8 protein-coding genes are annotated in these 11,164 nt (G+C 60.4%); 5 read left to right on the top strand and 3 right to left on the bottom strand.

Translation table 11 applies throughout. The annotated features are described in order from the left end of the window. Positions 1-41 precede the first annotated feature (41 nt). Positions 42-1,514, bottom strand: a complete 1,473-nt coding sequence (locus tag ABUA09_RS05740) for a GntR family transcriptional regulator (protein WP_349949200.1) — start codon at positions 1,512-1,514, stop codon at positions 42-44. A gap of 178 nt (positions 1,515-1,692) precedes the next feature. On the opposite strand from ABUA09_RS05740, the gene ABUA09_RS05735 reads away from it, so the two are divergent. Further along, on the top strand, positions 1,693-3,939 hold the full coding sequence (locus ABUA09_RS05735) for a putative bifunctional diguanylate cyclase/phosphodiesterase (RefSeq protein ID WP_279204527.1): 2,247 nt from the start codon (positions 1,693-1,695) through the stop codon (positions 3,937-3,939). Between the two features lie 60 nt (positions 3,940-3,999). On the opposite strand, the gene ABUA09_RS05730 is transcribed toward ABUA09_RS05735, so the two are convergent. Next, positions 4,000-5,316, bottom strand: a complete 1,317-nt coding sequence (locus tag ABUA09_RS05730; protein WP_279067459.1) for an S-layer homology domain-containing protein — start codon at positions 5,314-5,316, stop codon at positions 4,000-4,002. 104 nt (positions 5,317-5,420) lie between these two features. Further along, positions 5,421-6,761: an MATE family efflux transporter gene (locus ABUA09_RS05725; protein WP_349949199.1), complete on the bottom strand. Its 1,341-nt coding sequence runs from the start codon at positions 6,759-6,761 to the stop codon at positions 5,421-5,423. A 466-nt stretch (positions 6,762-7,227) separates the two neighbouring features. Between ABUA09_RS05725 and ABUA09_RS05720 the strand changes: the two genes are divergently transcribed. From ABUA09_RS05720 to ABUA09_RS05705, 4 genes are all read left to right on the top strand, one after another. Beyond that, a complete protein-coding gene (locus tag ABUA09_RS05720) occupies positions 7,228-8,268 on the top strand; it encodes an MBL fold metallo-hydrolase (protein ID WP_279204531.1) in 1,041 nt (346 codons plus the stop codon). A 348-nt stretch (positions 8,269-8,616) separates the two neighbouring features. Beyond that, complete coding sequence (locus tag ABUA09_RS05715) at positions 8,617-9,225, top strand: recombinase family protein (protein WP_349949198.1); 609 nt, start codon at positions 8,617-8,619, stop codon at positions 9,223-9,225. Between the two features lie 200 nt (positions 9,226-9,425). Beyond that, positions 9,426-9,581, top strand: a complete 156-nt coding sequence (locus tag ABUA09_RS05710) for a hypothetical protein (protein ID WP_156113734.1) — start codon at positions 9,426-9,428, stop codon at positions 9,579-9,581. Positions 9,582-9,782: 201 nt separating this feature from the next. Further along, positions 9,783-10,817 carry a zinc-ribbon domain-containing protein gene (locus ABUA09_RS05705; protein WP_227151743.1) on the top strand — a complete coding sequence of 345 codons (1,035 nt, stop codon included), beginning with the start codon at positions 9,783-9,785 and terminating at the stop codon, positions 10,815-10,817. The last annotated feature ends 347 nt before the right edge of the window (positions 10,818-11,164 follow it).

The following is an 11,164-nucleotide window of genomic DNA, read 5'->3' as shown; positions in this document are numbered from 1 at the left end:
CGGCGGCGTGCCGGTGGGATCCGGAAAAGGAGTGGGAATTTTCAGCCCGACGGCGGGGAGGAGAGGATACCCGCCTCCTGGAGCCCCTCCAGGAGTAAAAACTCCTGTGTATGCCGAAAGCGGTAGAGGTAGAAGCCTGTGAGCTGATCTGCAAAACCCGCACGGTCCCCACAGCCCCAGAGGTCCAGCGCCAGGCGGCAGTGACGCTCCAAGATGGGGATGCTGTCTCCGGCAGCGGGATACATGGCAAAATAGCTGCCCCAGAGCAGGAGCTTGGAAAGCTCGTAAAAAATCGTGCGCAGCACATCTGAGGGAAGCGCAGCGATCACACATTCCAGCAGAGAGGACATGACAGCCGCGCCCTGTTCAGAGAGCTGGCGGGAAAGGCGGTCCCGATCGGATATGGACAGACGGTCAAAAGCCAGCGCCGCGGCGGTGGGCAAAAGGAGAACCATGAGATGACAGGCCTGGAGGTAGGCCATGGCGTCCCGCCTCTGCGCCGGATCGGAGAAGCAGCACGGGTTCCGGGCGATTTGGGAAAGGGTGACCTGAGTCCCCTGGCCGTTGCAGACCCGGACCATCCCGCGGCCTTCCAGCAGGCTGAGGGCCCGGCGGACCGTGTAGAGCGACACGCCGTACTGTGCGGCCAGTTCTGCGGCGTCGGGCAAAAAGGCGCCGTCCTCCCGTAACCCGGCGCTGAGCTTAGCGGTCAGGTCGTGGGCCACCTCGCCGTAGAGAAAGCCCCTGCCCCTGGTGGCGTCCCAGTGATATGCCCCTGCAAGGGGGACGGGTGCATCGGGGTATTCGGCGCTCAGACGGGCCAGGTATTCGTCCGCATAAGAGCCGATGATGCGGTACATCAGTTGAAGACGCCGCTCATCCTCGGGATGGTCCCGCTGCAGCAGGGGAGCGAGCACCCAGTGAAAGGGCTGCGCGGCCTCGATCTCCTTGGCCCTTTGAAACGGATGCACCTGTTCCCCTGAGGCAGAGAACTGGGTAAAGAGCTCCAGGCTGGCATAGAGATCGCGGAACAGCGGATTTCCGGATTTGGACAAAATGGAATTCAGTATGGAAGAGGAGAGGCGCCAGCTTTCGATGACGTCGGCATGGAACGCTTTTCGTACCCGCCTGGAGGCGGTGGCATAGGCGTGAAGCTCCTCGTCCGTACACTGCTCTGCGCAGAACCGGAGCAGCGGCGGCATCAGCACAGCCATGGCCTCAAAAGCCGCAGAGATGGATGATCTGCGCTCCAGCAGGGTGCGCACGAAGTTCGTCCCGGAGAGCGGCGCGGCGGGCCGATAGACGACCACGGGACGGCGGCGCTCTTGTGTACGGATATAACCGTCCCTTTGCAGGACCGGCATGACATCCCGCACGGTGCGAAGCCCTACCTGATAGATGCCGCAGAGCTGGGAGGCGGAGGGGAGGGAAGCGCCGTAGGGGAAGCGTCCCGCAGCGATCTGTGCTACAATGCTGTCATACAGGTAACAAAACGCGCTGTTCTTTTTCCGCAAATTTCTCAAACCTCCCTTTTTCTGCATTATATCACAGGTTTTTCTCAATAGCTATATGGAAATGTATGCAGATAACATCTTGTAAGAAGAGACGAACTCGATTAAGATTAAAGTGTCTTTATGTAATGATTCATTGAGGCATTCTCCAGAGGGGATGCGGGACAGGAGTGTCCAGAAGATGAAATATGCTCATGCAGCGCACACTCGGCGCAGAACCATAATCTACATGGCGGCGGCGTTCCTGTTCCTGGTCGTCCTTTCGGCGGTCATCATCTGGAATGGCGCCAAACTGCTGCGGGCATTGGAGCGCAGCACACTGAGCTATCTGGAGGATGTGGCGGGAGAATCGGTCCAACTGGTGGACAACCGCATTAACGGCGTGCTTGAGTCTTTGGAACTGATTTCAGACAGTGTGGCGCGGCTGGAGCCGGAAGTATGGCGGGATTTCCTGAGCCGCAAAGCGGAGATCTGTGACTTTACGGATATGGCCTTGGCAAGTGAAGAGGGAGACGCCTGGTTTTTAAACAGTGGGACGCGCGAAATAAACAATCTGCCCTCCTTTTCATGTGCGCTGAACGGAGAAGACAGCATCAGCATCTGGGGAGAGTATATCGTGTACATGGTGCCTCTGCCGGAAGAGGTTTCCTCTGCCCGGGTACTGCTTGGAATAAAGTCCCTGGACAGGATGCGGGAGCTGATTACCAATGAATGCTTTAACGGCCAGGGCAGCACAGGAGTGCTGGGCCGGGACGGCAGCTATGTGATCCCCCCTGAGTACAGACCATTTTTCTCACTGCTCCAAGAGACGGAGTATGGGGAGAGTGAGGACTGGGCCGTGGAGATGCTGGAAAATCTGCGGACGGGTTGGGCGGGCAGTCTGGTCCTAAAGACAAAAAGCGGTGGGGATATCCTGCTGGATTACCGGCCTCTGTTGATCGACGGCCTGTTCCTGACAACGCTCATCCCCAAAGACATTCTCTCCGCCGAGGTAGATCTCTATATTTCGCGCACCTTCACCATCACGGTGCTGCTGGTCGCGCTGTTTCTGACCCTGCTGATCGCCATCATCGGAATGCAGAACCGGTACAGAGGCCGCATTGAGAAGATGTCCTTCCACGATCCCGTCACCGGCGGTGCCAGCAATGTCTACCTGCAATTTCAGGCGCAGGAACTGATTCGGAAAGCGCCGCAGGCACGCTATGTTGTCGTTTCCCTGAATCTGAGAAATTTCAGCCTGATCAATGAGTTTGAGGGGCGGCAGCAGGGGGACCGGCTTTTGCGGGATGTCTATGCGACGCTCAGGACGGAGGCGGATGGCGAGGAAGAATTGGTAGCGAGAGGGGAGGCGGACACCTTTTACCTCTTCCTGCAAGGGGCGGAGCAGCCACAGGTTGTCGAGCGGCTGGAACGGATGGCAGGAAAGCTGGCGAACCTGAGCGGCACCATCGGGCCCTTGAGAGCGAGCATGGGGATTTACTATGTGCAGCCGGGAAAAATGGCGCAGCCGGAAGAAATGGATTTTGCGGCGGCGGAGGCGTGTGCCGACGCCGCGCGGAAAAGTGCAGAAAAGTCTTATCACAATACCTGTACCTTCTATGATGAAAGCATCAAAAATCGTCAGAGGGATATGACAACCATGCTCTATCAACTGGAGGGGGCACTGGAGCGCAGAGAGCTGGAAATGTACCTGCAGCCTAAGGTTTGCGCTGAAAATGGCGCGGTAGCCGGGGCGGAGGCATTGGTCCGCTGGAAGCACCCGGAAAAGGGCTTTATCAGTCCGGCCACCTTTATCCCGCTGTGCGAGGAGAATGGGCTGATCTGCCAAGTGGACCTGCTGATATTTGAGCAGGTATGCCGCTGCCTCTCCAGATGGAGAGAGGCGGGGGTGGAGCTGGTCCCGGTTTCGGTCAATGTCTCCCGACAGCATTTCCGGGACCCGGAGTTTTTGTCGGAGTACAAGCGGATTCTGGAGACATGGAAGGTCCCGCCGGAGTGGATCGAACTGGAGATCACGGAGTCCATTATGTTTTCCGGCAGTGAATTTCAGTATGTAAGGGACTTCATCCAAACCCTGCACAAGATTGGATTCACCTGCTCTCTGGATGATTTCGGCTCCGGGTACTCCTCACTCAGTCTGCTCAAGGATCTCCCCATCGACTGCCTGAAGCTGGACCGGCAGTTTATCATCAGCCGTTTTGAGGAGCAGAGCACCCGGACTGTGATTGAAATGATTATGGATTTGGCCCGAAAGCTGGGGATCATGACGGTGGCGGAGGGTGTGGAGTTGGAGGAGCAGGTGAGCTTCCTGCGGGAGGCCGGATGCGATCTGATCCAAGGCTTCTATTTCTCACGACCCCTGCCGGTAGAAGAATTTGAGCGATACGCCTTTGGAAGAAGCCTCGGAGCCGGTGGAGAAGCGATCTGAAATAAAAGCTGGGCGGCGGGACATGCCACACATGTCCCGCCGCGTTTTTGCGGATGCCGGTTACCAACTGATCCAGCCGCTGGGCTCGCGGGTCTCCAGGACCTCCAGCGCGCCGCAGAGCATTTCCGCCGCGTCGGCACGGGTAAGGCCCTCATTCAGGGCCAGTGCGCCGTCGGCATTGGTGCGGAGCACGCCCACCGTCTCCAGATTGACCGCCGCCTGGACCGCCCAGGCAGGCGCGGACGCCAGGTCACTGAAAAGCGTGGGGGTGGCGTCGGTGATCTGGAGCATGCGGTTGAGCAGGACGGAAGCCTCCGCCCGGGTGATAGTGGCGTCGGGCTGGAAGACCACGCCTTCGCTGCTCTCGGAGCCCTGTACCACGCCGGACTTCAGGGCGGCGGACACGTAGCCCTTGGCCCAGGTGGGGATGGTCTCGTCGTCGGCGAAGCCGGTACGGGTGACCCCCTCCAGTGCGTCCAGCCCCACGGTGTGCATGGCAAGCGCGACAAACTGATCCCGGCTCACGGGAAGGTCGGGCTGGAAGTAGTACGTCCCGCCCATACACTCGCCGATGAGCACGCCCTGCTCCGCCAGCCGGAGCGCGGCGCGATAAGCGGGCACCCCGTCCATGTCGGCATAGGTCACCTTTGTGTTGGCCTTTTCGATTTTGACCTTGACGGTGGCGGGGGCGGAGGTGTTACCTACGGCGTCCACAGCCACATAGGTGAAGGAGTCCTTGCCGGTCTTGTTTTCGTAGGGCGTGTAGACGAATTCGGCAGAACCGTCCTCTGAGAGCGTGACCGCGCCGCGCTTGGGCTTGTCCACCAGACGGAAGGTAATGAGGTCGCCCTCCGGGTCAGTGGCGGCAAAGGTGCCGGTGATGGCCACGTTTTTATAGGTGGAAAGCTCCAGGTTTTCGGCGATGGGGGCGGCATTTTGGGCGGTGAGCAGGTAGAGCCCCACAGACACGTCCTCTCCGGCGGAACCGTCGGCAAAAACAGGGGTGAAGGTAAAGGTGGTGGCGGCGACGGTGGGAGCGGCGTTGGGCTGGAACTTCATCCCACCCACTGCGGACATCGCCACGGCGTCTCCGATCGCCAGGTCGGTATTGCCCATCGTGAGGACACCGGCGTTGGGATCGGGCAGGGAGGTGAGGATGATGGAGTCCAGGTCCTCCTCGCCGGACTGTACCACAAAATCAGCGGGGGAGAAGGAAAAAGTGCTGTCCACGGTGCCGTTTTTGGCAAAGGTGGCGACAGCGGGTTCCTCGGGCGCAGCCCCAAAGAGCTGTGCCGATGCGGGGAAAGCCATGGTGGCCGCCAAGGCCGCCATGAGGACCAGCAGCGTGGTCCTCTGGTAGATGCGGGATCGTTTCAAAGGGAAGACCTCCTTTAGCGTCATAAGTCAAGGCGTGGTCTTATTCTTGACGGTCCGCGTGAGATTATTCCATTGCGGGAAAGAAAAAGTATGCGATGGAAGAATCAGACGAGCCTGCGTTCCCGCCACCTGCCGCGGAGGAAAAAGACGGTGCCGATCAAGGCGCCCGGAAAGGGGGCAAGCATCTCGGCCCAGCACAGTCCGGCAAAGCCGCCGCCCATGGCCAGGCCCAACAGCCAGGAGAGCCCCAGGCGCATGACCACGGAGTGCAGGAGGGCGTTGCCCATGGCGAGGCCGGGATACCCCACGCCGGTGGCGAAGGAGTCAAAAAGGTACATGGCCGCATAGGCAAGAAAGTTGAGGGAACAGCAGATGCGCAGATACAGCGTGCCCGCCGCCACCACCGCCGGAGCAGGGTCGAAGAGCGCGATAAGCCCGGGGGCGGTGAGGACGATCAGCGCCGCCGTGGCGCCGGAGCCGGCCAACGCGAGGACCAGGCCCGACCGTGCCGTTCGGGCGGCACAGTCGGGGGCGCCGCCGCCCATACATTGGCCGGCCATGGTGGTCACCGCCTGCCCCACAGCCCAGCAGGACATGGCGGCGAAGGTGTTGAGCTTGAGCCCCACGCCGGCCGCCGCGGCACAGGCGGTTCCGCAGGCGTTGAACAGGCCGGTGACCGCCAGATAGGAGAGGTTCACCACCGAGAGCTGTACTGCGGTAGGCAGACCGATGCGGAGAATGGATGCCCACCGCACTGGCCTGGGAAGAAGGTCCGCCCTGCTGAGTGAGCGGAGAAACCCTCTGCGGCGCAGGGAGAACAGGGCAATGAAAAAGGAGAGCGCCTGCGCACAGACGGTGGCCATCGCCGCCCCCGCAGCGCCCAGAGCCAGAGGACCCACGAAGAGGAGATCCAGGGCGATGTTGGCCGCGGCGGCCACGGCCACATAGAGCAGGGGGCCTTTGGAGTCCCCCATGCCCCGCAGCACGGCACAAACGGCATTGTAGCCCAGGATAAAGACGGTCCCGATGCAGATAACGGACATATACTCCAGAGCCAGCGGAAGGGCGTCAGCAGGCACGCCCATCCACCTGAGGACGGGATCATAAGCGACAAGGCTCAGGGCGGTGACGGCGGCGGCCACCGCCAGGGAGAGGGAGAAGAGGCTCCCTACGGTCTCCCGGAGCGCGGCCCGGTCCTCCCGCCCCAGATACTGTGCCACCAGTACGCCGCCGCCGGTGGTGACGCCGGCACAGACGGAGGTGATGACGTAGCATATGGTGGCGCTGCTGCTGAGGGCGGCAAGTCCGGGGCTGCCCAGAAAGCGGCCCATCACGGCCATGTCCACCAGACTGTAGAGGGATTGGAGCAGGTTTGCGGCAAACAGAGGCAGCGCGAACCGGACAAGAACGCCGGTGACGTTGCCGCGGGTCAGGTTGGTTTCCATTGAAATGATGCCTCACTTTGTATCAAAAATTCCAGGCAGAAGAGAAAAGGACCGCGGACAAGCAACGTCCGCGGTCCTTTATAGCTCCCCTGTGATCCATCGGCAGGCGCAACAAACAGGCCTGGAATCTCCAAACCCATCCCGTATGCTCAGCCGATGAAGAGAGAAATCAGCTCCGAACAATGCTTCATCGGTTCATTTGTCCGGAGCGGAGTCTGATACAAAGCTGCATGAAGATGCGCCCTTTCTGTGTTCTGTGGCCATCATAGCCGGTGCACAGGAAAAAGTCAAGACTCCTATGCAAGAAAAATTTGTGATACACTGAAAAATACCGGCGGCGCGATAGCTCTATTGCGCTCCTGCTTCTCGGCGGGACCCTGTGTTTTGTACGCAGGTTTCATCCATAATGGTGCATCTCAAACAGCATGGAGCCGATTTGGCACAAAGGAAAAGGGAGGACAAAAAAATGCGAATTATTGAAAATTTGATCTTGGCGCTGCTGCTGGCGCTGAGCACGACGGCCTGCGGGGGAGAAGGGCAGAGCGCGCCCTCCGCCGCCCCAGCGGAGGGCGCGCTGGAGGTTCACTATATCGACGTGGGGCAGGCGGATTCCGCGCTGATCCTCTGCGGCGGAGAGAGTATGCTCATCGACGGAGGCAATGTGGCCGACTCCAGCCTGGTGGTCTCCTACCTGGCCGACCAGGGGGTGGACTCTCTGGATTACGTGGTGTGCACCCACGCCCACGAGGACCATGTGGGAGGGCTTTCCGGCCCGCTGAGCCAGTATCCGGCGGAGCATGTGTTCGCCCCGGTGACGGAGTACGACACCAAGGCCTTTGAAAATTTCCTCAAGTACACGCGGCAGCAGGGGCTGGAGGTCACGTCTCCCTCTCCCGGGGATACCTGGACCGTGGGGGACGCCTCGGTGACGGTGCTGGGTCCGCAGAAGGCATATGAGGACACCAACAACACATCCATCGTCCTGCGCCTGGACTATGGAGAGACCTCCTTCCTATTTACCGGCGACGCGGAGCGGGATGCCGAGGCCGATATGCTGGAAGCAGGGGCTGCGTTGCAGGCCGATGTGCTCAAGGTGGGGCATCACGGCAGCAATACTTCCACCAGCTATCCCTTTCTTCGGGAGGTGGCGCCGGAGTATGCCGTCATCTCCGTGGGGGAGGGGAACGACTACGGGCATCCCCATGAGGAGACCATGAGCCGCCTCCGGGATGCGGATGTAACAGTTTACCGCACCGACCTGCAGGGACATATCGTGGCGACCAGTGATGGAGAGAGCATCTCCTTTGCGGTCCAAAAGAATGCCGGTGTTCCCACCAATCCCACTCAGGGAGCTCAGGCGGATCACTACATTGGAAATATAAACTCTAAAGTGTTCCATCGCCCGGACTGCTCGGGCCTCCCGGCGGAGCGGAATCAAGTGGAGTTCGCCAACCGAACGGACGCGGTGAACGCAGGGTACACGCCCTGCGGACGGTGTAAACCGTAGAAAGGGCGCGGCCCGGAGAGATAACAGGGCGCCGAAGGGTGAAAGCATGGCCCGGCGGGAATCGATTGATTCCCGCCGGGCCATGCTTATGTGTGAGGGGGCCTTGCGCCTGCGCGGTGAGGAAGTGGGCGAGCATAGCCGCGGCCCTGGCCCGGCTGGCCCCATCCCGGGGACGCAGCGTGCCAGCGCTGCCCTGTCCGACGACTCCGCCGGAAAGCGAAATGCTGAAAACAGAAGACCCGAATCCTCATTTTGAGGATTCGGGTCTAACTTTATGGAAGAAAAGGCCAAAATATAGGGCAGCAAGTTTTCTAAAATAAATGTATCTGGATAAAGGAGAAGTTTACGATGCGGCAGACCTACGGTTATATCCGGGTATCCACCCGCGAGCAGAACGAGGCGAGACAGCTCGACGCCCTTTATAAAGCCGGGGTGGAGGAAAAGAAAATCTATATGGACAAGCAGTCGGGCAAGGACTTTGACCGGAAAGGGTATCAGCGACTGCTGCACCGGCTTCGTCCGGGCGATACGCTGTTCGTCAAGAGCATTGACCGGCTGGGGCGCAACTACAACGAGATCCTGGAGCAGTGGCGGCTCATCACGAAGGAGAAGAATGCCGCCATTGTAGTTTTGGATATGCCGCTTCTGGATACACGGCAGGACCGGGATCTGACGGGGACATTGATTGCGGACATCGTGCTGCAACTTTTAAGCTATGTGGCGCAGACGGAGCGCGAATTCATCCGCCAGCGGCAGCGGGAGGGCATTGCGGCGGCTAAGGCGCGGGGAGTGCGGTTCGGGCGGGAGGCCATCCCGGTGCCCGAGAACTTTCTGGAGGTCCGGGCGCGCTGGACGGGGGGCGAGTTCAATTCCCGTCAGGCTGCAGCCCTGATGGGAGTCTCACAAAACACGTTTCTAAAATGGGAGCACATGCTTCGGTCACAAAAAGAAAAGTAATTTCGCCCAAATCTCTGCTTTTATGAGTAGAATTTCCTGCGCAGGGGAACAGTGCCATAAAAGGTTCCGCTATTTCTCTATTTTACATAGAACGCGATATTATTTATATAATAATACTTTTGCGCAGGAAAGTCTACGTTTTTGCGCAGAATTGCACGCAAAATTAAATTTGTAGCCATGCGGGAGAGAAGCCGATGCCCGTGCTGCTGAAAAGACTGGGGAATATCGTGACGACGGCGCTGCTGGTGGGCAGCGCGGATACGGCCGAGTGGTACTACGCCGACGTGCAGAAGGCCGCCAACTCCCACAATTACGACCCGAAGGATGACGACGACGGGAATGTCTACGAGGTCTAGACCGGGCTGCGGCCGGTCCGCGACTGGGCGGCCCTGGAGCGGGCGTGGCCGGAGGCCAATTCCTCCGAGAGCCCGGTGAGGTCGTCTCCTCCGATACCGATTCGGTGTTCGGGGATTGAGAAGAAGCACGGAAAGAGGAGGGGGGCGTCGGGTCCCCTCCTCTCATAGCAGGCATATCCGCGGGGGGAGGTGGGGAAAGGGATGGCAAAGCATACAAAACCTATCAAGGAGTCGGTATGGGCGTATTGCAGGCGGAACCGTCTGGAATCGGTTCTGATGCAGTGGCACCCCGTCAGGAACCGGGGCGTGACGCCGGACGAGGTGCCAGCGGGGAGTCACAGGCACGTTTGGTGGATGTGCAAACAGGGCCATGAATGGCAGGCGGAGGTCCGCTGCCGCACCCTCTATGGAAACGGTTGTCCCTTCTGCGCCAACCGCGCCGTACTGCCCGGCTTCAATGATCTGGCCACGCTGTACCCGGAGCTGGCGGCGGAGTGGCACCCCACAAAAAACGGGGCGCTGACGCCGGAGCAGGTGTTGGCGGGCTCGGAAAAGCGGGTCTGGTGGCAGTGCGGGAGAGGACACGCCTGGCAGACTTCGGTCTCCACGCGGACCAGAGCGAACTGTCGGTGCCCGGTCTGTGCCGGGCGAACGGTGCTGGCCGGTGAGAACGATCTGGCCACGCTTTCCCCGGAACTGGCGGCGGAGTGGCATCCCACGCTAAACGGGGCGTTGACACCGGACATGGTGACGGCGGGGAGCAACAAGCGGGTGTGGTGGCAGTGCAGGCTTGGGCATGTATGGCGGGCGGTGGTCGCCCGCCGGAGCATGGATGGGTCGGGGTGCCCCTACTGTACAAATCGCAAGGTGCTGGCGGGCTTCAACGATCTGACGACAGTGCATCCGGAGCTGGTCAAGCAGTGGCATCCCACGCTGAACGGGGACCTGACGCCGGATATGGTAACGCCGGGGACGCGAAAACGAGCCTGGTGGATTTGTCCCGAGGGACATGTGTGGAACTGCGCCATCTCCAGCCGGACGGCGGGGAGGCGGCCCAGCGGCTGTCCGGTATGCGCGGGCAATGCAAAGGAAAACCCACGGTATGAAGCGGTTCTGCGGGCGTGTCCGGAACAGGAAAGCAGGAGGAGGGGTGGGAGCGATGGGTTTGATCCATTGGCGTGCGGCACAGCGGAAGCGCAGCCGGGCGGAGTCCGGACAGACGGCCGGAGCGCGTGAGAAATGCGTCCTGTGCGGCGGGGAGACGCCGTATCTGCGCACAGTCCCCATTGACCGGCGGGAGGGATATCTGGAGGGGGCCGGGCAATTGTGCGCGGCGTGTTGCCGGGAGATTTTTGAAAGTCCACAAGGGGGGGACCTTCTATAGCGGAGACAAATGCCGTTATTTTTCCGCCGCACAGCGGCACAAAAGTCTTGGCTTCGCGCCCTGGAAGCCCTGCTTTGCAAGGTGTTCCAGGGCATCCCATTCCATTGGACGCGGGCCGTGTCCCACGGAGCTCCCCGCCCGCATCCGGCCATCTTCGCACAGCCTGCAAGGGTTCGATAGACAAAGAGGGGCCGCGGGC

Source organism: Intestinimonas sp. RTP31139st1_F5_RTP31139_211217 (assembly GCF_040226735.1).
GTDB classification, from domain to species: Bacteria; Bacillota; Clostridia; order Oscillospirales; family Oscillospiraceae; genus Intestinimonas; species Intestinimonas butyriciproducens.
The sequence above is the reverse complement of the archived record's forward strand: the minus strand, read 5'-3'. Positions and strand labels throughout refer to the sequence as shown.

Excerpts from the sequence above, each read along its gene's own strand:
- ABUA09_RS05705 (WP_227151743.1), top strand. The coding sequence starts at position 9,783 with ATGGCAAAGCATACAAAACCTATCAAGGAGTCGGTATGGGCGTATTGC.
- ABUA09_RS05725 (WP_349949199.1), bottom strand. The coding sequence starts at position 6,761 with ATGGAAACCAACCTGACCCGCGGCAACGTCACCGGCGTTCTTGTCCGG.
- ABUA09_RS05720 (WP_279204531.1), top strand. The coding sequence starts at position 7,228 with ATGCGAATTATTGAAAATTTGATCTTGGCGCTGCTGCTGGCGCTGAGC.
- ABUA09_RS05735 (WP_279204527.1), top strand. The coding sequence starts at position 1,693 with ATGAAATATGCTCATGCAGCGCACACTCGGCGCAGAACCATAATCTAC.
- ABUA09_RS05715 (WP_349949198.1), top strand. The coding sequence starts at position 8,617 with ATGCGGCAGACCTACGGTTATATCCGGGTATCCACCCGCGAGCAGAAC.